Here is a 21,802-nt window from a genome sequence, read left to right on the forward strand (position 1 = left end):
TTCCTCATCCTGCGTATCGCGTTTTTTGTGTGCACAAGGCGCCCTCCAGCCAGACCCGTCATCCTCGAACATTCCGATAAACTCCAGCAGTTCCAGGCTGGGCAGCTCCGTCGGAGAGCTCTCCAAGGCCAGCGCCGTTCGAGGCAAGCACAACAGGACGCATGCTGAGAGTATCAGTACCGCTCTCTTCATTTTCCACCTCGCCGTACCATTGATAGAAGTCCAGATCCTCGTAGAACTCCACCGGTTCGCCGGAGCCGAGCACCTCGACGTCCACCATGAACGCTTCCGGAGGATTGGTTCCGTCAACTCGCAGGAAAACAATCATCAGCACGGCGGCTACGGCCAGACCGGCAGCCGGAACGGCTCCCCAGCGCAGCCACCGCCGGCGCTCGCTTTCGCGCTGCGCACGCCTGTCCAGGGCCGCATGCCGCGTCCGCGTCAGGGCGGATCGCGTAGCCCCGTCGAGGCTGTCCACGGAGTCGTCCAGAACGCTCCTCACAGTGTCCAGAAATTCCCGCTCGTTCTTCATGGCCAATGATCCCCCAATTGTTCCCGCAACGTGTTCACCGCACGAGAGAAATGCGTCTTTACCGATCCTTCCGAGCATTTCAGGGCAAATGCCGTCTCCTTGACCGACAGCTCCTCCCAGCCGCGCAGCAGAAAGACCTGCCGCTGCCGCTCCGGAAGCTTTTGAACAGCCGCCTGCAAGGCCTGAAAGGCGTCCCCGACCTTGGCCGAGTGCTCGGGCGTGGGCGCGTCCATGTCGGGCGCCGTCTGGAACGGATCGACCTCGGTTCCCTCGTCCAGCGAGGGCGGCTTGCCGATAAAACCGTTCCAACGCTCACGCACCGAACGGCGGCGATAGCTGTCGGTAATCCTGTTGTGCAGAATGCGATAAAAGAGAGGCCGCCACTCATCGCTCGGACGCTTGGCGTACTTGTCCACGAACTTGAACATCGCATCCTGCACCATGTCCAAGGCGTCTTCGCGATGCCCGCATGCAGCGTACGCCATGCGATACGCCCGGCCTTCTATGGATTCCAGAAACGCTTCCAGTGTCATTTCGTTCCGTGGGCTGTGCGGGATGGGATGGGCCGGCAGCACAGCTCGCGCCGCCGGCCCTTACACCTATACACCATGCTTCCCTGCGAAACTAGCGGTGCCAATGCCTCTTGGCCCAGCGATTGTGGCGGTAATTCTGGTGGAATCTCTGGCCCCGATGGTTGAAGGCGCGCGCCTGATGCCTGTAGTGCTGCCTGTATGCGGGCCTGCGGAAATGCTTACCGTGGGCGTAGTGCTGCCTCTGGCCGGCAAAGTGCCTGCCCGGCGTATGGCCGCGCTGATGCATACGCTGCTCCATGCGCTGCCCCTGACGGTGGTCCTGATGACCGCCTCGGCCGGCAAAAGCGCTGCCGGCTGGGATGAGCAGAAAGACGGCCAAAAGTATCGCAACGGTGTTCAAAGTCTTCATGATGTCCTCCGCGGGTTTCATTTCTGATTCCTGATGTACACAACGAGGGAGGACCGAGTCGGTTGACACGCTGAGCAAAAAAATTTCGAGAACGCTGCGGCTGCTTGTTTCTGAGGGACGCTGGCCCTCACCCTGCAAGGGGCTACTGGCCCCTTGAGCCCTTCTGGGGCTCCCTGGTGGGGTGCCCGAGGGGCAGCGCCCCTTGGTGACCTGCTCCCCTGGCAGGGGGCGTGGGGAACAGCGTCTCCTGAACAGACAGCTATTTTCTTCGGACGGGCAGACGCGTGGCCAGGCAGGCGCCTGTGGCGGTGAGCACGGCGGAGAGGGCGTAGGCCATGGTGAAGGAGCCGGTGACATTGGCCATGGCCCCGGCGGCGGTTGGGCCGATGACCTGGCCCACGGCAAAGAAGAAGGTGATGAACGAGAAGCCGAGGGCGGTGCGCGCCGGTCCCAGCCGGTCGGCCACGGCGGCGGTCATGACGGTGGGGATGGCCCAGGCGGCCAGCCCGAAGAGCACCACCGAGCCGTACAGGGGCACGAGTTCCGGGATGTGGCCCATGGTGTGTACCGTACTGTGGAATCCGGCCAGCAGGTAGGCGCAGGTCTGCACGCCGAAAGCGGCCAGAAGTCCGGCGCGGCGGCTAAAGGCGTCGGAGATCTTGCCGAACAGCGGGCCCGAGAAGAGGCTGAAGAATCCCACCCAGGACCAGAACCGGCCGGCGGCCTCGCCGCCCAGTCCCAGCTCGTCCACCAGGGTGGTCACGAAGAACGTGCCGTAGATGATGTAGGTGGCCCCGAACAGGGCGTAGATGACGCCGAGGTGGACGAGGAAGCGCTTCTCGTCCCGGTCCAGCCGGATGGTCGCGGGCTGCGGTGGGGCCTTGCGGCGTCCCTCGCTGCCGATCATGGCCAGACCTTTCTCCTGCGGCGAGTTGCGCAGCAGCAGTCCGGCCGCGGTGCACACGGCAAGGGCCAGCCCACCGAGCACGATCCAGCCCCACCGCCAGCCGTGCGGGGCAAAGGCCGCCACCACGGCCGGCACGAGGATACCTGAGAGGATGATGCCCATGCCGTTGCCGGCGATGACCGCGCCGGTGGCCGTGCCGCGCGCCGAGGGCGCGAACCAATTGGCGACCAGGGCCATCATGGCGATGTTGGCTGCGCCCGAGCCCACGCCCGTGACCGTGTAGAGAGCCAGGGCCGGCACGTACGAGCCGGCAATGCCCAGCAAGACCATGGACGCACCGATGAACCCCAGCCCGGTGACGATGGCCAGGCGGTTGCCCAGCTTTTTGGCCAGGAGCGGCGCCCAGGCCACCATGGCGAGGTAGCCGATGAAGTAGCCCGTGCCCAGGTAGCCGCGCTGGGCATAGCTCATGCCCAACGCCTCGGACATGGACGGCAGCAGCACGCCCAGGGAGAAGCGCGCCAGCCCCAGGCAGGCGAACATGACCAGCACCCCCACGGCCACGATGACGTAGCCGTAATGCAGGGACGCGGCTGTATCCACGTTGCGGGAGGCGGCTCCGGGCGGGTTGTCGTTGTCCGGCATGGCGTTTCTCCTGTGTCGGATTTCCATCCCCTATCCGGGCGGGAATCGCAAGTCCAGGCGTCGGGTTGTCGTGTTCGCCGGCACCTGCCCTGTTTCAGATGGCCGAAAACCGCCGCCCTCCCCTTCCTCTGCCCTTTTCATGCTGCGATCTTTCGCGCATTATTACATGGACATAAAAGTTCCGGCACCGCCCCCAGCCTGAAACACCGAGGAGCGTGCGAGATGATCTACAGAAACCGCGTGGATGCCGGTGAGAAACTGGCTGAAGCGCTGGCCGACAAGTATAAGGACGCACACCCTGTCGTGCTGGCCCTGCCGCGAGGCGGCGTTCCCGTGGCCGCCCCTGTGGCCAAACGTCTGGACGCGCCGCTGGATGTATTCGTGGTGCGCAAGCTGGGCGTTCCCGGCCATGAGGAGTACGCCATGGGCGCCATAGCCACTGGCGGCGTGCACGTGCTCAACGAAGGCGTGATGCGCCAGATGGGGATATCCGAGCAGGAGATGCTGCGCGTGGCCGAGCGCGAGCAGGAAGAGATGAAACGCCGGGAGAAGGCCTACCGCGGCGACCGGCCCTACCCGGGTCTGGAGGGCAGGACCGTGATCATCGTGGACGACGGTCTGGCTACCGGGGCCACCATCCGCGCCGCCGTGCTGGGTGTTCGGGCGTACAACCCGGCCAGGATCGTGGCCGCAGCGCCCGTGGGCTCGCGTGAGGCGTGCTCTGCATTGGGCCGCGTGGCCGACGAGGTGGTCTGCCTATCCACGCCTGCCAACTTCGGCGGCGTGGGCGCGTGGTACGACGACTTCAGCCAGACCAGCGACGACGAGGTGCGCGACTTGCTGCAGATGGAGTAGCCGCCGGGATCTGATCCGGACCGAATTCTTCGCTATTTCTTTAACGTAGACAGCATGTTGAAAAGGCTCGCTTAAAATGAGAGCGCCGCAACACACAAATGCTTGACCAGGGCCCGGCTCGCTGTGTATAGTCCTCGGCTCTGGGGATGAAGCATCATCCCGGACGGTTCGGACGTCTGGACCTCCTGGCGTTTTTCGGAGCCGAGGAGGAGCCGGGCGGCGAGGCAGTTGTGAACCCCGTCAGGCCCGAAAGGGAGCAGCGGTAGCAGCGCGTCTCGGGTGTCCGGCTCCTAGATGAAGGCGCGGTCCTCAAACCGCGCCTTTATTTTTTCATCGCCAGCGCCGACGCGCCGGATATGCTCCGCACGCGCATTTCACGATCTCTCCGACCTCTTTTTACAGATTATTCTTGCACTCGGAGATTTTTTTTGGATATCCTGCATCATGCCGTGTATTGCATAGCGGTCAATCTGTAACCCATTGCCGGGGCTCCCATTCACCAGGAGAATCACATGCGCGTACTCATTGTGGAAGACGACTTCACCAGCCGAAAGCTCATGCAGAACATTCTCGCACCGTATGGCGACTGTGACATTGCCGTGAACGGCAGCGAAGCTGTCGAGGCTTTTGAGGAAGCGCTCAAGCAGAAGAATCCCTACGACCTGGTCTGCATGGACATCATGATGCCTGAGATGGACGGCCAGGAAGCGCTCAAGCAGATCCGCGCCATCGAGAAGAAGTACGACATCCGCGGCAACAAGGAGACCAAGGTCGTCATGACCACGGCCCTGGACGATCCCAAGAACGTGGTCGAGGCCTACTACAAAGGCGGCGCGACCTCCTACATTCCCAAGCCCATCGACCGGCAGCTCTTTGTCCACCTGCTGCGCAATCTGGGCCTCATCTCCTAGGCCCGCGCAGAAAGGGTTTCCGCCCCGGTCCGGACTGCACCGGGCCAGGCAAAGGACGCTGGCCGCGGCGCCTCTTTTACGCTATGTGCTCGTTCGTATGCATGCACAAAAAAAATCCCCCCGTTTCGCGGCGCAACTAGCGCAGAATACCGTGCGGCTCGTTTCCCTGGCCGGAACCCTCGCCCCTGCGCTGATCCCTGGCACAGCCCTGGCGGCGGACACATCCCCTGTCGGCGGGTTCGGCTCCTACTCCTTTATCGACGCCATCGCCCTCGGCGTCATCATCTTCGTGCTTTTCCGGCTCGTCTCCCGCGGCTTCGGCAGGCGCAACAAGCCCGATGAGCGCCCGCCCCGGCGCGACAACGTCTCGCGCTTTCCCGGCCGCGACCAGAACGGCCGGCAGCAGGACAGTAACGGCGAGCCTTCGCAAAAAGAAGCGAGCGATGCATACCGCCGCGCCCAGCAGACCTGGGACTACCTGAGCTCCAAACCCCGCGACCGCTCCGGCCAAACAGGCCAGCAGGGGCAACCAGGGCAGCAAGACCGGTTCGGTCGCCGGCCCGGCACACCGCCGCCGCCCATCGACGTGGACTCCATGCCCGATCCCGGCGGACCACAGGCCGGCGTTCCCTCCGGCGGCGAGACATCCTACACCGGCACCACTTCGCGGCGCATCGATGTGCGCAACTTCGACGAAGACGATTTTCTCAATGGGGCCAAGGCCGTGTACGCGCGCATCCAGGAATCGTGGGACGCGCGGGACCTCGAGGACATCCGCGACTTCGTGGGCGACCAGGTCTACAGCAACCTGACGGACCACGCCCGCAGGAACCCGCAGCCCGGCAAGACCGACATCCTGCTCATCGAGGCCAAGGTGCTGGAGGTGCGGCACGACAACGCGGACCTGACCGCAAGCGTGCTGTACGATGTGCTGCTGCGCAAGAAAGGCGCCAAGGCCAACTCGAAGATCAAGGAAATCTGGCACTTCCGCAAACCAGCCGACGACACGAACGCCTTCTGGAAGGTCGAGGGCATTCAGCAGGTGCACTAGAGCGCCTGACTCCCCCCACCCACAGAGCTCGGCGCGTGACACGTGGCGCTTCTTTTTGTATGCAGATGTAGTCATGCTGAATACAAGGAGTCCCCATGCGCCCCACATCCATACGGCTCGACGAAGAAACACTGGATTCGCTTGACGGCATCGCCCATTCCCTCGGCAGAAGCCGTCAATGGGTCATCCAGGACGCCATCGAGCAGTACCTCAAGCACGAGATATGGTTCCGGGAAGAGGTCGGCAAAGGGCTGGCCGATATCAAGGCCGGGCGCACGCATTCCCATGATGAGGCTATAGACGCGGTCCGCAAGCTTGGAATCAATGTCGAGTAATGTGCGCTGGTCGTCCAGTGCGCTGCAGGATTTCACCCAGACCGTTGAGTACATCGCCCGGGACAATCCCGAGGCGGCGGCGCTGGTTGCCCGAACCATCCTGGATATGACGGGTAGTCTTGAAGCATTTCCTGGCAGAGGCCGGCCCGGTCGGGTGGAAGGCACGCGCGAGCTGCTGGTCCCGTCCTATCCGTACCGCATCGTCTACACCGAGACACAGCCCGTCAGCATAGTGCGGATACTGCACGACAGGCAGGCGCCATAATTCTTAAGCAGTGTTCTCCGCCCCCCTACCCTACTCCTTCTCTGCAACCTCGTACTTGTAGCCCACGCCGTACACCGAGCGGATGAGCTCCTCATCCGGCACCACAGACGCGATCTTTCTGCGCAGCTTCTTGATGTGGCTGTCGATGGTACGATCGCTGACAATGCGCTCGTCGCTGTAGATGCGGTCCATGAGCTGGTCGCGTGAGAAGATGCGGCCCGGATTGGCCGCCATGATCTGTAAGAGCTTGAACTCCACGGCCGTCAGGGCGATGTCTTTGCCGTGCAACGTGGCCTGCATGCGGGACTCGTCCAGCGCCAGGCCCTGCTCCGTGTAGGTGGTGTTGCCGCCGGAGCGACGCAGCACCGCGCGCACTCTGGCCACCACTTCCCGCGGGCTGAAGGGTTTGCAGATGTAGTCGTCCGCGCCCAGCTCCAGGCCCAGCAGGCGGTCGATCTCCTCCACACGCGCCGTGACCATGATAATGGGTACGCTGGAGAATGTACGGATTTCCTTGCATATCTCCATGCCGTCCTTGCCGGGCAGCATCAGGTCGAGCAGGATCAAGTCCGGGTCGTGCTCCCGCACCCACTGCGCCACCGGCGGGCCGCTGTCCAGAATGCTCGCCTCGTACCCCGCGTGCTGCAGGTAATCCCGCAGTAGCTCGGCCAGCTTGGGCTCGTCCTCGACTATCAGTACTGTCGCGCTCATGATCAGTGCTCCTCTGTGGGCAGGTCCACGGTGATCCATACGCCGCCCAGCGGGGAGGTGTGGGCCGCCACGGTCCCTTCGTGGGCCTCGGCGATGTTCCGGCAAATTGCCAGCCCCAGGCCGGCGCCGCCGGTCTCCCTGCTCCGCGATCCTTCCACACGGTACAGCCGCTCGAACAACCGGCCGAGCTCGCGTTCCGGCACGCCGGGCGCGCTGTCCAGTATGTGCACCCTGGCCCGGCCGCCGTCATACTCCAGCCGGACCTCCACCGCGCCGCCAGGGTCCGTGTACTTCACTGAGTTCTCCAGCAGATTGCCGAAGAGCTGGTGCAGCCGTTCGGCGTCGGCGAACACGGTGCGGCCCGCATCCGGGCCGAGATCATACTGCAGCGCGATACCCTTGTGCTCGAACTCCTGTGCAAACGGCTCCAGCGCTTCGTCCAGCACCTCAGCGAGGTCCAGCGGCTCCTTGCGGTAGGTAAGCGCACCCACGTCCGAGACGGCGAGCTGGTAGAGGTCATCCACCAGCCGGCCAAGGCGCAGCACTTCGCCGTGCAGGGAGTTGATGGCCTCGGGCGTGGCCTGCCGTACGCCGTCCTGCAGCCCTTCCAGCTCGCCGCGCAGGATGGAGAGCGGCGTGCGCAGCTCGTGGGAGATGTCCGCAACCCATTGCCGCCGCGCCGATTCGTTCTGCTCCAGGGTCATGGCCAGGCGGTTGAAGTCCCTGGCAAGCTGCCCCAGCTCGTCGCGCCGTTCCACCTGCACGCGGGTCTCGTAGTTGCCCGCGGCCAGGCGGTGGGTTCCCTCGGCCAGCGCCCGGATGGGCCGGACCAGCCTATTGGCAAAAGGCCGGGAGAGCAGCGCCGAGACCAGCAGCATGAACCCGGCAATGATCGCCAGCGTGACCTTCTGCTGCCGCAGAAACACGAGCTGCCGTCGGTCCACAAGGCGCTTCCTCTGCATCAGGCCCACGTAGCCGACAATGTTGCCCTGAAAGCGCAATGGCAGGAGCTCCTGCTTGAGGTCCGGGTCCCTGTCCTCCGGCCCGACCAGCATGGTGTGGTCTGCATCCTGAAGAAAGACGCGCAGCTGGAAGAGCTGGGCCAGCGCCGGCGACATGGTGGGCTCGTCGCCCTCGCCAAGGTCCGTGCCGTTCTGCGGCGCGAGTAGCTCCGCCAGGGGACGGCCGCCCAGACGGCGCTGCAACCGGTCCAGCACCCAGCGCGGCGCTATGCGCTCGGGCACGCTCTGCAGCACGAGCCGGGACCACTCCCGCGGGTTGTCCCGGAGATGCTCCCAGCCGCCCTCCTGGCCGTAGCTGGCCTCCAGGCTCGTTGCCAGGCGTTCCAGCCGCTCCCGTTCCACGTTGTTCACGTACTGGCGGAAGCCCCGGCCGATGCTCCACAGCGTCAGCAGCATCATGCCCACGGCCACGATGACCGACGCGGTGAGCACGATGAAAAAGAGGCGGTGTTTGATTCCGATCTTCATTGTTCCTGGTCCGTGCCGATTGCAATCGACACTCCCCGTCTATCAGAAACCCGGCCGCTCAAGCCACGCCAAACGCGCCCGGCGGCCGCATTTCCTCAATCCGTGCACAATCATCGCCGCCCTGCCAGATCCTCATTGCTTGCATATTTCCTCCACACTCCCCTGGTCTTCTCAGCATCACAGGCGGCGGGAACTTTCGTGGTTCCCAGCCAGGAGCACACCGGCCAGACCACCAAGGAGACTATTCATGTACCAGAAATTACTCGGAAAAGCATTACGTGTGTTTGCCCTGCTCGCAGCCCTTGCCATCGTGGCCATGTTCGCGAGCAACCCGGCGCATGCCCGCCAGCGCGGCGACTGGGCCGTCGATGCGTGCAAGGGCAAAAGCAGCGGCGACGCCATCACCGCTGAAGGCAGGCGCGGTCGCACCGTAAACGCCGTCTGCCTGGAGCGGGACGGCGAGCTCATCGCCGTGCCCGAGGGCATGCTCACCCCGTGCAACGACAAGGAAGAAGGCGAGAGCGTGACCTTGACCGGCCCCCGCGGACACACTGTAGACGCCATATGCAAGGCCGTGGACAGCCGCCTGGTGGCCGTGCCGGAACGCTTCACCAACCGCAACAAACAGTAGGAACCTTCTGGAATCAAGGAGTATCGCGATGAAAAAGCTCATTCTGACAGCAATTGTGGCCGGGACCATGGTCTGCGGCTCCATGTTCGCCACAGGCAAGACGCTCTCCACCGTCAGCACCGCCTTTGCCGCCGAAACCGCTGACGAAGCGCCCGGCATGCGCGGGGCCATGGCCGACCGCTTCTTCGAGCGCATGACCAGGGTCCTGGACCTGACCGAGACGCAACAGAACGAGGTACAGGCCATCCGCGAGAGAAACAAACCGGCCATCCAGGCCGCCAGCGAAAAGCTCAGAAAGGGCCGCGCTGAGCTGCGCCAGGTTATCCAGACCCATCCCTTTGATGAAGCAGCGGTCCGCAATCTGGCCGAGAAGCAGTCCGAGCTCCGCGTGGAGCTGACCATGGCTTTCGCCAGAATGGCCAACGAGATCCACGCCATCCTCACGCCGGAGCAGCGCGAGCTGGCCGAAAAGCTCATGCCCAAACGGTTCTAGCAGGCTGCCCAAAGGAGCCTATTTCAACCGTTTGCTGACGGCGCCTACGCGGCAGCCCCCCTCCTCCGCCGCAACGCGCCGATCACATACAAACACCCGCCCTCACTGCAATGGGGGCGGGTGTTTTCTTTGCATCAGCAACGGATCATCGTCTGGAAGCCATCTCAACAAGAGAAATTTTGGACTGTGGCAAGGAAGGCGAGCTCCGCGCGGAGGGAGCATATATGGCGATATTCGACCTTCGGGTGGAGTGAGCCTGACACCACCACAGGGGAAAAGAGCCTTGTTGCGACGACTTCCCGGTTATCCGGCCGTGCGCACCGGCCCTATCCGGCAGGGCTCGGCCTCCACATAGACCTTCTTCACGTGCGGGTAGGCGTCCTTCACGGCCGTGTCCAGGGCGCAGATGGCATGCTCCACCTCGCCGGCCTGCAGGTCGTCGCGGAAGTCCACGCTCATGGTCACCAGGATGAAGTCCGGCCCCATGTGCAGCGTGAGCACCTCGTTCACGTGCAGCACTTCCTTGTGCTCCGCCGCAATGCGCCGGATGCCCTCCACCACCTCGGGATCAGCCGACTCGCCGATGAGCAGACCCTTGGTCTCGTACGCCAGCCACACCGCGGTGGCGCCCAGCAGCAGACCAATGGCCACGGACGCGGCGCCATCGAAGTACGGATTGCCGGTGATGTCGCCCAGGAGCACGCCGAGCAGCGCGAAGACCAGGCCGATCATGGCCGCCGAGTCCTCGAAGATCACGACAAAGATGGTGGGGTCCTTGCCGCCGGTCACGGCCTTCACAAAGCTGCGGTCCCGCCGCTGGCGGTTGAACTCGCGCATGGCGATGAACCACGACGAGCCCTCGAAGACCATGGCCAGGAGCAGCACCACGTAGTTCACCGTGTGGTCGCCCACATGCACCGGGTACATGAGGTGGTTGATGCCCTCGTAGATGGACAGGCCCGCACCCACCGCAAAGATGAGGATGGCCACGACAAAGGACCAGAAGTACAGCTCCTTGCCATAGCCGTAGGGAAAGCGCGCGTCCGCCGGCCTGGTCGACCGCTTCATGCCGTACAGAAGCAGCAGCTGGTTGCCGGTGTCCACTACCGAGTGGATGCCCTCGGAGATCATCGCCGAGCTGCCCGTCATGGCCGCCGCGATGAACTTGGTGACCGCGATCAGCGAGTTGCCGGCCAGCGCCGCGTATATGGCCTTCCTGGACGATGCGGACATGCGACAACTCCCTTATGTCATGGAATGCGTACTTGGCTGGGGTCGAGGGGCGCTGCCCCTCGCGCTCCCCGCAAGGGAGCTAGGCTCCCTTGACCCTTAATTCAGGGGCTAAAGCCCCCCAGTTCTGGGGTCCCGGGGAACAGTGTTCCCCGGGCAGGGGGTGTCCGGGGGACAGCGTCCCCCGGAGCAACACGTCAAAACAGTTAATCAAAAAGCGGAATGCCGTTTTCCTGCAGGTCGTGCTGCAGCAGCTCGCGCATGCGCTTGCCCACGGGGCCGGGCTTCACGTCGTGGATGGGTCTGCCGTTGAAACGCACAAGGGGCAGCACATCGAGGGTGGTGCCCACGACCATGAGCTCTTTGGCATCGTAGATCTCGGACTCGCGGACGTTGCGCCGCAGCACCATGACCTCGTCGCCCAGCAGCTCCACGGCGCGCAGCAGCGTGGTGCCGGCCAGGGCGTTGGTGAACTCGGGCACCACGAGCCGGCCCTTGGCGTCCACCAAGCAGACGTTCTCGGTGGAGCCTTCGGCCAGGAAGCCATGGTCGTCAAAACAGAGGCCGAAGTCCATGCCCTTCTCGTGGGCCTCGCGCACGATAAGCATGTTGGGCAGGTAGTCGGTGGACTTGATCCTGGCCATGTAGCTCTGCTTGGCCGGCACGGTGGTGCGGAAGGCGGTTGCGCCCTTCTCGTAGACTTCCTCCGGCTTGGGGGAGATCTTGTAAGCCACGATGTACAGGCTGGGCTCCGGGCACTCGTACGGGGAGATGCCGAACCCGCCGGGACCGCGTCCCAGCAGGATGCGCACGTTGCCCTGGCGCAGCTCACCCGCGCGGCACACATCCTGGACGATCTCGGCAACCTCGTCCCAGGAGCACGGCGGGTCCAGGTAGATGGCCTTGCTGGACCGCTTCATGCGGTTGATGTGCGGCTCAAGCTGGTAGAGCTTGCCGTCGATATACTTGAGGGTCTCGAAGACGCCGTCGCCGCGGTGCACGAGGTGGTCGTCCAGGGGCAGCAGCATGAGCGAGGCGTCTGTGCAGACGGCGCCTACGCGGTGGTCATAAAAGGCGAGCACCTTGTCCGTGCCGGGATGCGGCGCGGCAAGCAGGCGCTCCAGATAGGCCTCGCGGCCAAGCGTGTCTTTAGTCATCGTTCTTTCGATGCCCTATCCAGTGGAGGGCTGTTTGAGAAGCTTTCGCCAGACAGGTTGTTCAAAAAGCACACTGGCAGGGCGCACGAAAAGTTCAAGGCCGATGCGCATAGAAAAATACGCGAGGGCCTGAACCTCGGGGCAACCCGGCCGGAGCGGGAGTTTCAACAACCGGTCACGCGAATACACTCGTGTCGTTTACGCGCACCAGATCGCGGCTGATGAGCTCTTCGGCAATCTGGATCGTGTTCAGAGCCGCGCCCTTGCGCAGGTTGTCGGCCACAACCCAGAGGTTCAGGCCGTTGTCGATGGTATCATCTTCGCGGATGCGGCCAACAAAGGTCGCGTCCTCGCCGGCTGCATTGATGGCCATGGGGTAGATATTCTCGCGCGGGTTGTCGAGAACCTCCACGCCCGGCGCCTGGAACAGGATGGCCCGGGCTTCCTTGGCCGAGATCTTCTTGACCGTCTCGATGTTGATGGACTCGGAGTGGCCGTAGAAGACGGGCACGCGTACCGTGGTGGCGGTGACGCGGATGGAGTCGTCGCCCATGATCTTCTTGGTCTCGTTGACCATCTTCATCTCTTCCTTGGTGTAGTCGTTGTCCAGGAAGACGTCGATGTGCGGCAGGCAGTTGAAGGCGATGCGATGCGGGTACACATTGACCCTGGGGTCCTGCATGTTGAACAGGTCGCGCACCTGGCCCTGCAGCTCGTCAATGGCCTTCTGGCCCGTGCCGGACACCGCCTGATAGGTGGAGACCACCACGCGCTTGATGGTGCCGGCGTCGTGCAGGGGCTTGAGCACCACGACCATCTGAATGGTGGAGCAGTTGGGGTTGGCGATGATGCCGTTGTGCTTCTCCAGGTCCTGGGGGTTGACCTCGGGCACCACGAGGGGCGCGCGGTCGTCCATGCGCCAGGCGCTGGAGTTGTCCACCACCACGCAGCCGGATTGCGCTGCAATGGGGGCGAATTTCTCGGAGACGGAGCCGCCCGCGGAAAAGAGCGCTATGTCCACGCCCTTGAACGAATCCTCGGTGAGCTCCTGCACGGTGAGCTCGCCACCGGCGAACTCCACACCGCTTCCGGCGGAACGCGACGAGGCCAGGGGACGAATCTCCTTGGCCGGGAACTTGCGCTCCTCCAGAATCTTGAGCATTTCACGCCCGACGGCGCCTGTAGCGCCGGCTACCGCGACCACAATCTCTCGGCTGGCCATTTCTCTCACTCCTTCAACTAGGTATCAGAAAGCACGCACTTTGACAGATAGCCCGGCCATGGGCAAGGGGCCGAAATTCCTGACCGGACATTCATTACACAACTGTTACAGCAGGCTGCGGCCCGGAATCACCCCTCGGACTCCATCTGCCGTATGGCCTCGCCCAACCCCTGGTCGATACCCATGATGTGCCCCCGCCACCAGTCCGTCAGGTAGTCCAGCAGCTCCGGCGTAATCTCTGTGTCGCTACCGCTCACGTACTGGAGCAGGAAATCGATGACCGTGCTGAAGAACTCGGAGTGCTTGGCGAGATGCCCCTCGGAAAAGCCGTAGCTATCCCCGAGCCGTTTCATGTACGCTGCTTCGGTGTCGAAGTGGTAGTGTGCATAGTCGTGCAGCTCGTTGATGATCGGCGAGAGCACGTCGCGCTCCTTGCCTTCCATGTAGGCGTAGTAGAGATCGTTGATGAGCTTTGTGAGCTTCTCGTGCTGGGCGTCGATATCCTCCACCCCGATGAACATATTCGTGCCCCATTCAATCTGCGCCATGACGGACTCCCAGGCCGATCCCCTTGGCCGGCCTTGCATTTTCCTGCGTTTCTTTTATCTATGATTATCAATGGTCGGGAACCAATGAATACCCAAACCCGCACACTTCCGCCAGCCCTGCCAGGCATCCTTTTCCTGGCCATACTCGTCGCGGCGTTTTCGTTGTTTGCCACTCCCTGCAAGGCCACGGCGCAGCAGACGGCGCAGGACGACACGCCACTGCTCGACTGGTCCACGGGCACCGTGCCCCTGACTCCGGAAGGCGCTCCGGCCGCCACGGCCCGGCGCTTCGCCGTGCAGGTGGCGCTGGTGCGCGACGCGGGCACGGCCCGGGACATGGCCGCCGACCTGGCCAGCCGCGGGCACGATCCCTACATCCTGACCAAGGCCGATGATTCCGGCGCATTGTGGCACGCCGTGCGCCTCGGCGTCTACGACAGCCTGGTTGAGGCGCTCCGCGCCGCCCGCAACTTCTACAAACAGGAGTCCGTCGCCCCGGTGGTGACGGAGCTGGGCTCCCTGTACGGCCTGTCTTTGCAGGACGCGCGATTCTTCGTCCAGGTGGGCGCCTTTGAATCCAGGGGCAACGCCGTGCGCTACGCCCAGAAGCTCATCGCAGACGGCAGGGATGCCGGCGTGGTGCGCCTGGACCACGACGGCGGCGAGGATTGGAACGTTGTCCACATCGGCGTGTTCAAGACGTTCGACGCGGCCGCGGAGGCCGCCGACTCCTTCAAAAGCAAGAACGGCGGGGACTGCTTTGTGGTGGTCATCTCGGACAAGCTCCTGGAGAAGCGAACCGTCCCCGTACCCGGGCCGGAACCGGCCCAAACCAACGCCACGACCGGGAAGAACGCGACAGACGAGAAGAACGCGACGGCTCCTGGCAAAGCAGAATCCCATTCCAACGCAACCGCCCCGGCCAACGCGACTTCCTCAGACAATGCCGCACGCATAGCGCCTGCGAGCTCGGACAACGCCGCGCGTACCACGCCGTCTGGCTCGGCCAACGCGACGCCGAAGCCGGACGTGGCCAGGATTCCTGCCGCATCCGGCGTGGAGAAAGCCGTCACCACCGGCAATGCGACTGCGCCGGGCAACGCCACTGCCGAGGCCGCCGGTCCGCCCCGCATACACCAATAAAAAAAGGCGGGACACGGACCGCATCCGCATCCCGCCTTTGTGGCGTCTCTGTGATTTCTGGGATTTCAGGCGCGACGCTGAGCGCCGCTCCGTCGTGAGCTTTCCCGGTCCGCTAGGCCGCCGTCGGGCAGCATCGCAGATACTTGCAGACCTCGGGGCTCCGCACGATCTCCAGGCATGCGTCCGCCTTGTTCAGCGTATAGAGATGCACGCCGGGGGCGCCGCCTTCCAGCAGGCCCGCCACCTGGCGTTTGGCGTGGGCAATGCCCACGGCGCGGACACGGCCGCCGGGCTCGCCCTTCTCTTTGGCCTTGGTGTCTTCCTCGTGCGCGTCCTTGAGCTCCTCCAGGAACGCCTTGGGCACGCTGGCGCCGCAGAGCTCTACGATGCGCTCCACGGAAACCAGGGAAAGCACGGGCAGGATGCCGGGCACGATGGGCTGCATCAGGCCCATGGCCTTCACCTTGGTCGCGTAGTCAAAGTACAGGGCGTTGTCGAAAAAGAGCTGCGTAATGATGAAATCACCACCGGCCTGGATCTTGGTTTTCAGCGCATCCAGGTCTGCCATGGCGCTTTCGGCCTCCGGATGGACCTCCGGGTAGCCGGCCACGCCCACGCTCATGTCCGGGTGGCTCTTGCGGATGAACTCCACCAGGTCGTTGGCGTGGCAGAAGCGCGCATCCGAAGGAATGAACGACTTTTCGCCCTTGGGCGGATCGCCGCGCAGGGCCAGCACGTTCTCCACGTCGTTCGCCCTGAGCTGGTCCAGGAAGGCGCCTATGGCCGTCTCGTCCGCGCCCACGCACGTCAAGTGCGCCATGGGCTCCAGGCCGATTTCCTGCTTCAGCTTGGTCACTATCTCAAGGGTGTTGCCCTGGGTGGTGCCACCGGCTCCGTAGGTCACGGAGACGAAGAGCGGATTCACTTCCTTGAGCCGTGTCGCCTCGTGGAAGAAATCGGGCCACTTCTCTTTTTCCTTCGGAGGAAAGAACTCAAAAGAAACAAAAGGCTCCACCGTGGTCATCAGATCAGCAATACGCATGCATTCTCCTTGGCATATTATGTACCCGCGGTTTCTGCTGCGAGCTCTGTGAGGATGTCCCTGTCCGCCTCAAGGAACCTGGGGGCGTGGGCCTGGTCCGGCACGAGCCACTCGAGCGCGTGGCCTTCACGCGCTTGTAGCGTGCCACGATATGCATGAACGTCAAAAAAGTAGAGACGCACACTGAGCGCCTCGTAGTGATGCGTGACGATCCTGCGGAACGCCGATCGCTCCGGCACGATGCCGAGCTCTTCGGTCAGTTCCCGGATGAGCGCCTGGTTCAGGCTCTCTCCCGGTTCCACCTTGCCGCCGGGAAACTCCCACATGCCGGCAAAGTCCGTTCCCGGCTTGCGTTCTATGGCAAGGAAGCGCCCGTCGCGCCAGACAATGGCGGCGACCACCGGCACGATCTTCTGGTGCTGGTGATCCGCCTTGTTCCGTGAAGGCTCATTGGCGGACATGGATCAGGGAACCGGTGCGGACATAAGTTTCACAGATGTTTTACGGCCTGCTTCTGGAGGGTTTGTATTAACGGGATGTGCGGGTGAATTGCAAGGGTCAATTAATTTCCCCCTGGGAAACCCCCTTGATTTTTACATCGTGCTTGTTGATACTTCCAAAACCGCACCGACGATCTTCGTCTGATTCACAGGTCCGAGACGCCGGCAGACCCTGCCTTGAGCGCCGACCTGTAACGCGATTTTGCTTTATGAACTCCACGACTCGCCGCCACGCACCCAACCGCACCGCACCACTTGAGGCGTGCCACGGACGGCATACATATACATTATGCTCAAACGTCTTCTCTACTTGTGCGCCATCTTCGCCGCCCTGCTCATCGTTTCCGAGATCATCGGGTTCGTCGTTCTCGCCGGATACGATGTCAATCTCGAACAGGTCCGCGCCAGGCGAACAGCCGTGCTGGACCGGCTTGCCGCAAAACGCCGCGCCGAGGCGACCCTCGGCGGCGAGTATGCCCCGCACCCATACATAGGCCTTGTCCGCAGGCAGCTTGCCGAAAACGCCGGCATGGGCTCCGACGCCTGGATGGAGGACCTGCTGGCCCACCACGGCCCCGGAGACTACAATGTCCTGCTGCTCGGCGGCTCCATGGCCACCTCCCTGTACGACAGTACGGCCGACGATCTCCGCGAAGCCCTGAGCGGACTGCCCTGGATTCGCGACCGCAACATCAAGATTTTTGACGGCGCCATGCCCGACGCCAAGCAGCCGCAGCAGCTCCAGGCGCTCACCTATCTGCTCAGCCTTGGCGCAAAGATCGACATGGTCATCAACCTGGACGGCTTCAACGAGGTGGCGCTCACCCCGGTGGCCGATCCCTACTCCAGCCCCTTCTACCCCGTGGGCTGGAGCCAGACGGCGGCCGCAGGCGGCAACCTTCAGCTCTCCCTGCTGGGCAAGCTTCGCGTGGCAGAAGAGTTCCAGGAACGGTTCGCGCGCTTCTTCTCAGTCCTGGGCGAGGCCCCCTCCTATGCGCTCAACGCCTTCTGGCTGGTTGTCCATGACAAATCCGAGCACTACGCCCAGGGCGTGCTGCACCAGCTCTCCATAGCCCGGAGCGCGGCTGGAGACTCCGACACCGGCGGCTACCGCCCCGATGTGGAAGGCAAGGACATGACCCGCCTGCTGGCCGATCAATGGGCGCGCTCCAGCAAGCTCATGGCCGACCTCGCCCTCTCCCAGGGCGTGCTCTACATCCACGTGCTCCAGCCTTCGCCCTATGCGGCCAAGACGCAGCAGGTCTCGGCCAGCGGCAGCCCCTACGCCGTCTGGGCCGGTCGCGGCTACAAGACAATGGAGGAGAACGGCGATCTGCTCCAGCGCATGGGTGTTGTCTTCCTGGACGAGTCCTCGCTCTTTTCGCCGGCGTCCGATGATTTCATGGAGGGCTGCTGCTCCCTGACCGAAAAGGGCGCACAGATGCTGGTGCGGGAGATTATCGGCGGCCTGCGCTCCCTGGACGGCCGCGAGATGACGGCCCACACCTATGAGGAGTATCTCTCCCGTTTCGTGGACACCAAGCTCATGCCCGGCGTCCGGCTGCCGGAAACCCAGGAAGGCGGCTAGAAAGGAGTCGATTGGCGAAGGACGAACGTTGTCCGTCCAAATCTGACTTGACTCAAATTATAATGCCATTATCATGATAATAAATCATGAGAGGTTGAATCATGAAGCAAGCAGAAGCCGCCAAGACTGAACGGATAACGATCCTGAGCACCCCGCAGTTCAAGGAGTTTCTTCAAAAAGAAGCCAAAGACGCGGGCATAAGCGTTTCTCAGCTTGTCCGTCAGCGGTGTGAAATGAAATCGTCGAATGAAGACGAAGAAATCCTTACCGCCCTCATTGCTGAGGTGCAGGAGTCTACGAAGAAGGCGCAGGCCTCTCTTGAGCAAGGCCTTGCCGAGGCAACGGCTACTCTGGCGGAATTGCGGGGGCAGAAGTGAGCGCCTTCAGGGATGCTATCTCCGCGATGAAGGAAGTGCTTCTTCTCACCGAAAAAGTGGACCAGGCCGGCACAATGCTCTCGGAGATTTCCAAGGAGCTCCGCGAGCACGACCGGCGCCTGGTCCGGATTGAAACACTGGTTGAAGTGGCGCAAGGACAGAAGAGCCTTCGCGGCCACGATTCGTGAAAAGCCAGTCACCGCCCTCCGCTACTTCTCAACCCGCGTGATCTTGGTCCCCTGCAGATCGATTCCGGCCATCAACCCCTTCATGTCGAAGAAGAAGGCGTAGATATCCGAGTGCAGAGACGTGGTCGTTGCTGACGCGGCGGCGCCCTGGTCGATGACCACGACATTCGGGCCTGATCCAACCTCCCAGCCGTCGGTGTCGTAGAGCCACTGCAACGCCTCGTCCGTCATGAAGAACAGCGCGTAGCCGTACTTCTGGGCGCCGGCCTGCAGGCCCACCGAGAGCTGGATCGTATTGTAGTATCCCTGGACCTTGCCATTCGCCAGCAGCTCGCCTTCGCCTCCCTGCCCGCCGACTATGAACGCGCCCTTGACGACCTCCGGAAACACGAGGATGCCTTTGGCCTTGTCCTTCATCGCCTTGGCCGCCGGCGACTGGGCAAAGAGTATGTTCAACGCCCGCTGGGTCTCCCTGTCGATCTCGGCTGCGGTCTTGGCCGCGGCAATTCCGTACATCGAAAGAAAAGTACAGAGGCTCAAGACGACCATTACACCTATTCGCAAAAATTTCCGTTCCATTGATTTCCTCGTTGTCGTTGCAATACCGTGAATGACATACGTCTGAAGGCATCGTACTCAAACTACGGTATAGCATAACATGCGACGGATCGCCGCACCCAGCGATATTTTCCAGGAAGGTGTAAAAGTTAATGGCCCCCTGCCGCCAACGCATGCGCCTTGCGCGCGACGGCGGCGACCGTGAGGTGAAACGGTGCGCACCGGATTGACGACCTTCCGACCAGATAGAGCTTCATGAAGAGCTCAGCGGATCATGCCCCGCGCCAAAACGGTTTCCCACACGTCCACGGCGCCGTCCGTATCCACTGCCATGAGCCGCGGCGCCCGGTTGGCCGTGCTGCAGGAGTGGTTCGGCCCATGGTCCGCCATTATCTTCATGCAGGGCTCCGCAACCTCCAGTCAAACCAAATAAAAAGCCCCCTGGTCGGAACCAGAGGGCTTTTGAACAGTGATGTCGTTCGACGCTTACGAACGAACAATGGCCTCGGCAGGGCAGGTGTCGATGGCCTCGTCCACGCAATCCAGCTCGGATTCGGGATCTTTCACGACAGCCTTGTCACCATCATCGTTCATCTCGAAGACGTCGGGGCAGGTTTCCACGCAGGCTTCACAAGCCATGCAATCGTCAGTGATTTCGATAGCCATGGATAAATCTCCTATTGGGTTGGTGTACGAACTATGCGACCTCATCCAGTAGCGCGAGTTCTCTAATACACAGTGTAGGACGTCATTTCAAGCATGATATCCGCTTTTTGTCACATGATTAACCATAGTGATTTCAACGAGTTTTGCAAGGCCCTGTCGCCACGGCGTATAAAATTCGCCCTCCGCTTCCGGCCGCTTTCGGGGACTCCATACCCAGCACCGCGGCAAGCTCTCCATCGAAAAATGCGCCAACGCCACACGCGCCCATGCCCAACGCCTTGGCTCCCACGTAGACCCGCTCGCCAAGCCGTCCGGCCAGCAGACCGGCCCGGCGGTAGCCCCTGGGCCCCAGCTCTGCTTCCAGCCGCGCCACATCCGTAACAAAGAAGAAGATCAGCCCTGCCCGCTTCAGCCAGCCCTGCCCCAGACACGCGTCGGCCACGCCATTGCGCAGGTACCCATCCGGGTATCTTTCCGCCAACGTGCGCACGCGGGTCAGGCTGCCGGCCTTGCGGTTCAGCACATACAGCCCTGTCCCGTCTTCCCCCCCATCCATGGCCACCAGCGTGGCCACGGTGCGGTCCGGCTCGCTGCCGCCGCCTTCCAGCCGCTCGCACACCAGCCGCAGCAAGGCGTTGGCGGTGTGGCTGTCCGGCTGTTGGGGCAGGAAACCGCGCATGGACCGCCGGCTCAGAATCGTCTCGGCCAGGCTGGGCATGGGCCGGCCGGCAAAGAGCCCGGCGGCACCGGGAAGCATCGTTGTCTCCAGGGCGTCCAGTCCCAGCGCCTCGGCGTCCAGAATGGGACCGGGCCGCATTGCCATGGCCTTGTCCTGGTTGCCTGCCTCGTGGATCTCCTGGATCATCGGATAGTCCGGCTCACCCTCGGCGGTCCGGCTCGCCTCGGCCATGGCCTGCCTGTCCTCTATGGGCTCCAGCCCCCGCGGCTGTGCCGGCGGCGCAGTGTCTGGACGCTGACCCTGGTACACGGCGGCCAGGCCCATGCAGACCTCGCGCGTCGTATCCACACCAAGCAGGCTGTTGGCTGCCGTGTCGGCAAACTCCGTCACCCAGGCTGCACCCAGATGCTCCGCCCTGCACGCCAGCAGCAGATTCTCCGCCACATGGCCGGCGTCCAGCAACACGTAGCGGTAGCCGCGGTTCCCGTACTTCCAGGCCGTGCGGTGGAATATGGTAGTGAACAGAAAAACCGCAGCCGGCGGACCGGCTCCTTCCGGCAGGCGGCACATGGTGGCGGCATAGGCCGCGCCGTCGCCGCGCCGCAGTCGGGTCAGGGCGTGGTCGCCGGGATCGTAGTGGAACACGCCGCCGGGATCGTCCCCGGCCGCATCCCAGCCGCTCGGCAGGGCCACGTATGTTTCCACAGGGTACAGCGCCCCGGCCGAGGGATTGCTGCGCAGGTAGATCGTCCCCACGGAGGCGGTGAGCCCACAGGTGAGCGACAAGAGCCGCGCCAGCCGATCCACCGACAGGGGTTGGGAGAGCGCTTCCGGCGAAGCCAGCGCCTCGGCCATGGTCATGGCGGGAAAGCCGCTCTCCCGCGGCAGGGCCAGCCGCTCCAGACTGTCCGGGTATCGCTTGAACGGGAACGGCTGCGTGGCCCGGTCCATCCGCCCGCCGGACATCCGCTCCCGGTGGTGGCTCGTGGTCTCGTGGTACGTCACTCCATCCATGGTGGCTCGCTTGGCTATAGTTCCTCAGGATGCTTGACGGAGAAACGGTCCCCCCGTAACACCAGCACCAGACGTACCATATCCCGCGCCGAAGCGCATACACCTTCCGGACACACGCCCCC

Annotated in this window: 27 protein-coding genes and 1 other RNA gene; 13 read left to right on the plus strand and 15 right to left on the minus strand. The window is 63.1% G+C overall.

Going from position 1 to position 21,802, the window contains the following annotated elements; genetic code table 11:
- Nucleotides 1–58 precede the first annotated feature (58 nt).
- Together E8L03_RS08785 and E8L03_RS08790 are read right to left on the minus strand one after the other, a co-directional pair.
- On the minus strand, nucleotides 59–532 hold the full coding sequence (locus tag E8L03_RS08785; protein ID WP_171267126.1) for a hypothetical protein: 474 nt from the start codon (nucleotides 530–532) through the stop codon (nucleotides 59–61).
- The gene (locus E8L03_RS08790; protein WP_171267127.1) at nucleotides 529–1,065 is read right to left on the minus strand and encodes an RNA polymerase sigma factor; all 537 of its coding nucleotides are present in this window, start codon (nucleotides 1,063–1,065) and stop codon (nucleotides 529–531) included. Before E8L03_RS08790 ends, E8L03_RS08785 begins: the two co-directional genes overlap by 4 nt.
- Before the next feature lie 139 nt (nucleotides 1,066–1,204).
- On the opposite strand from E8L03_RS08790, the gene E8L03_RS08795 reads away from it, so the two are divergent.
- Nucleotides 1,205–1,501 carry a hypothetical protein gene (locus E8L03_RS08795; RefSeq protein ID WP_171267128.1) on the plus strand — a complete coding sequence of 99 codons (297 nt, stop codon included), beginning with the start codon at nucleotides 1,205–1,207 and terminating at the stop codon, nucleotides 1,499–1,501.
- A 232-nt stretch (nucleotides 1,502–1,733) separates the two neighbouring features.
- Here the strand turns inward: E8L03_RS08795 and E8L03_RS08800 are convergent, their stop codons facing one another.
- Entirely contained in the window at nucleotides 1,734–3,026 is a 1,293-nt protein-coding gene (locus E8L03_RS08800) for an MFS transporter (RefSeq protein ID WP_171267129.1), read from the minus strand.
- Nucleotides 3,027–3,248: 222 nt separating this feature from the next.
- On the opposite strand from E8L03_RS08800, the gene E8L03_RS08805 reads away from it, so the two are divergent.
- The 6 genes from E8L03_RS08805 to E8L03_RS08830 all read left to right on the plus strand — a co-directional run bounded on the left by E8L03_RS08805 (nucleotide 3,249) and on the right by E8L03_RS08830 (nucleotide 6,443).
- Entirely contained in the window at nucleotides 3,249–3,881 is a 633-nt protein-coding gene (locus E8L03_RS08805) for a phosphoribosyltransferase (RefSeq protein WP_171267130.1), read from the plus strand.
- Nucleotides 3,882–4,085: 204 nt separating this feature from the next.
- Nucleotides 4,086–4,179, plus strand: an RNA gene (gene ffs, locus E8L03_RS08810) — signal recognition particle sRNA small type.
- Between the two features lie 214 nt (nucleotides 4,180–4,393).
- Nucleotides 4,394–4,792: a response regulator gene (locus E8L03_RS08815; RefSeq protein ID WP_144233592.1), complete on the plus strand. Its 399-nt coding sequence runs from the start codon at nucleotides 4,394–4,396 to the stop codon at nucleotides 4,790–4,792.
- 151 nt (nucleotides 4,793–4,943) lie between these two features.
- Nucleotides 4,944–5,843, plus strand: a complete 900-nt coding sequence (locus E8L03_RS08820; protein WP_171267131.1) for a Tim44 domain-containing protein — start codon at nucleotides 4,944–4,946, stop codon at nucleotides 5,841–5,843.
- 95 nt (nucleotides 5,844–5,938) lie between these two features.
- Nucleotides 5,939–6,178 carry a CopG family ribbon-helix-helix protein gene (locus E8L03_RS08825; RefSeq protein ID WP_171267132.1) on the plus strand — a complete coding sequence of 80 codons (240 nt, stop codon included), beginning with the start codon at nucleotides 5,939–5,941 and terminating at the stop codon, nucleotides 6,176–6,178.
- The gene (locus E8L03_RS08830; protein ID WP_144233589.1) at nucleotides 6,168–6,443 is read left to right on the plus strand and encodes a type II toxin-antitoxin system RelE/ParE family toxin; all 276 of its coding nucleotides are present in this window, start codon (nucleotides 6,168–6,170) and stop codon (nucleotides 6,441–6,443) included. Before E8L03_RS08825 ends, E8L03_RS08830 begins: the two co-directional genes overlap by 11 nt.
- A gap of 30 nt (nucleotides 6,444–6,473) precedes the next feature.
- On the opposite strand, the gene E8L03_RS08835 is transcribed toward E8L03_RS08830, so the two are convergent.
- Nucleotides 6,474–7,154, minus strand: coding sequence for a response regulator (locus E8L03_RS08835; RefSeq protein ID WP_171267133.1), 681 nt, complete (start codon nucleotides 7,152–7,154; stop codon nucleotides 6,474–6,476).
- 2 nt (nucleotides 7,155–7,156) lie between these two features.
- On the minus strand, nucleotides 7,157–8,644 hold the full coding sequence (locus tag E8L03_RS08840) for an ATP-binding protein (RefSeq protein WP_171267134.1): 1,488 nt from the start codon (nucleotides 8,642–8,644) through the stop codon (nucleotides 7,157–7,159).
- Nucleotides 8,645–8,891: 247 nt separating this feature from the next.
- Here E8L03_RS08840 and E8L03_RS08845 point away from each other — a divergent pair, with 247 nt between their 5' ends.
- Complete coding sequence (locus tag E8L03_RS08845) at nucleotides 8,892–9,275, plus strand: hypothetical protein (RefSeq protein ID WP_171267135.1); 384 nt, start codon at nucleotides 8,892–8,894, stop codon at nucleotides 9,273–9,275.
- Nucleotides 9,276–9,303: 28 nt separating this feature from the next.
- The gene (locus tag E8L03_RS08850) at nucleotides 9,304–9,768 is read left to right on the plus strand and encodes a Spy/CpxP family protein refolding chaperone (RefSeq protein WP_171267136.1); all 465 of its coding nucleotides are present in this window, start codon (nucleotides 9,304–9,306) and stop codon (nucleotides 9,766–9,768) included.
- A gap of 303 nt (nucleotides 9,769–10,071) precedes the next feature.
- Here the strand turns inward: E8L03_RS08850 and E8L03_RS08855 are convergent, their stop codons facing one another.
- From E8L03_RS08855 to E8L03_RS08870, 4 genes are all read right to left on the minus strand, one after another.
- A complete protein-coding gene (locus tag E8L03_RS08855) occupies nucleotides 10,072–11,001 on the minus strand; it encodes a cation diffusion facilitator family transporter (protein WP_144233584.1) in 930 nt (309 codons plus the stop codon).
- Between the two features lie 203 nt (nucleotides 11,002–11,204).
- Nucleotides 11,205–12,155: an aminotransferase class IV gene (locus E8L03_RS08860; RefSeq protein WP_171267137.1), complete on the minus strand. Its 951-nt coding sequence runs from the start codon at nucleotides 12,153–12,155 to the stop codon at nucleotides 11,205–11,207.
- A gap of 175 nt (nucleotides 12,156–12,330) precedes the next feature.
- Nucleotides 12,331–13,377, minus strand: a complete 1,047-nt coding sequence (locus E8L03_RS08865; protein ID WP_144233582.1) for an aspartate-semialdehyde dehydrogenase — start codon at nucleotides 13,375–13,377, stop codon at nucleotides 12,331–12,333.
- 128 nt (nucleotides 13,378–13,505) lie between these two features.
- Nucleotides 13,506–13,925, minus strand: coding sequence for a bacteriohemerythrin (locus E8L03_RS08870; RefSeq protein ID WP_144233581.1), 420 nt, complete (start codon nucleotides 13,923–13,925; stop codon nucleotides 13,506–13,508).
- Nucleotides 13,926–14,009: 84 nt separating this feature from the next.
- Here E8L03_RS08870 and E8L03_RS08875 point away from each other — a divergent pair, with 84 nt between their 5' ends.
- The gene (locus tag E8L03_RS08875) at nucleotides 14,010–15,068 is read left to right on the plus strand and encodes an SPOR domain-containing protein (RefSeq protein ID WP_171267138.1); all 1,059 of its coding nucleotides are present in this window, start codon (nucleotides 14,010–14,012) and stop codon (nucleotides 15,066–15,068) included.
- Between the two features lie 112 nt (nucleotides 15,069–15,180).
- Here E8L03_RS08875 and metF read toward each other — a convergent pair whose 3' ends face one another.
- Both metF and E8L03_RS08885 read right to left on the minus strand, forming a co-directional pair.
- Nucleotides 15,181–16,110 carry a methylenetetrahydrofolate reductase [NAD(P)H] gene (gene metF / locus E8L03_RS08880; RefSeq protein ID WP_144233579.1) on the minus strand — a complete coding sequence of 310 codons (930 nt, stop codon included), beginning with the start codon at nucleotides 16,108–16,110 and terminating at the stop codon, nucleotides 15,181–15,183.
- A gap of 17 nt (nucleotides 16,111–16,127) precedes the next feature.
- The gene (locus tag E8L03_RS08885) at nucleotides 16,128–16,571 is read right to left on the minus strand and encodes a (deoxy)nucleoside triphosphate pyrophosphohydrolase (RefSeq protein WP_171267139.1); all 444 of its coding nucleotides are present in this window, start codon (nucleotides 16,569–16,571) and stop codon (nucleotides 16,128–16,130) included.
- A 328-nt stretch (nucleotides 16,572–16,899) separates the two neighbouring features.
- On the opposite strand from E8L03_RS08885, the gene E8L03_RS08890 reads away from it, so the two are divergent.
- From E8L03_RS08890 to E8L03_RS08900, 3 genes are all read left to right on the plus strand, one after another.
- On the plus strand, nucleotides 16,900–18,198 hold the full coding sequence (locus E8L03_RS08890; RefSeq protein WP_144233577.1) for a hypothetical protein: 1,299 nt from the start codon (nucleotides 16,900–16,902) through the stop codon (nucleotides 18,196–18,198).
- Nucleotides 18,199–18,299: 101 nt separating this feature from the next.
- Complete coding sequence (locus E8L03_RS08895; RefSeq protein WP_144233576.1) at nucleotides 18,300–18,575, plus strand: hypothetical protein; 276 nt, start codon at nucleotides 18,300–18,302, stop codon at nucleotides 18,573–18,575.
- Between the two features lie 26 nt (nucleotides 18,576–18,601).
- Nucleotides 18,602–18,763 carry a hypothetical protein gene (locus tag E8L03_RS08900; protein ID WP_153307156.1) on the plus strand — a complete coding sequence of 54 codons (162 nt, stop codon included), beginning with the start codon at nucleotides 18,602–18,604 and terminating at the stop codon, nucleotides 18,761–18,763.
- Nucleotides 18,764–18,784: 21 nt separating this feature from the next.
- On the opposite strand, the gene E8L03_RS08905 is transcribed toward E8L03_RS08900, so the two are convergent.
- The 4 genes from E8L03_RS08905 to E8L03_RS08915 form a co-directional block, all read right to left on the minus strand.
- Nucleotides 18,785–19,312: a lipid-binding SYLF domain-containing protein gene (locus E8L03_RS08905; RefSeq protein WP_216367956.1), complete on the minus strand. Its 528-nt coding sequence runs from the start codon at nucleotides 19,310–19,312 to the stop codon at nucleotides 18,785–18,787.
- A gap of 273 nt (nucleotides 19,313–19,585) precedes the next feature.
- Nucleotides 19,586–19,720, minus strand: a complete 135-nt coding sequence (locus tag E8L03_RS21095) for a hypothetical protein (protein WP_280530788.1) — start codon at nucleotides 19,718–19,720, stop codon at nucleotides 19,586–19,588.
- Between the two features lie 87 nt (nucleotides 19,721–19,807).
- On the minus strand, nucleotides 19,808–19,987 hold the full coding sequence (locus tag E8L03_RS08910) for a ferredoxin (RefSeq protein ID WP_144233574.1): 180 nt from the start codon (nucleotides 19,985–19,987) through the stop codon (nucleotides 19,808–19,810).
- Nucleotides 19,988–20,120: 133 nt separating this feature from the next.
- Nucleotides 20,121–21,680, minus strand: coding sequence for a SagB family peptide dehydrogenase (locus tag E8L03_RS08915; protein WP_171267141.1), 1,560 nt, complete (start codon nucleotides 21,678–21,680; stop codon nucleotides 20,121–20,123).
- Nucleotides 21,681–21,802 lie beyond the last annotated feature (122 nt).

Source organism: Oceanidesulfovibrio marinus, assembly GCF_013085545.1.
Lineage (GTDB): Bacteria > Desulfobacterota > Desulfovibrionia > Desulfovibrionales > Desulfovibrionaceae > Oceanidesulfovibrio > Oceanidesulfovibrio marinus.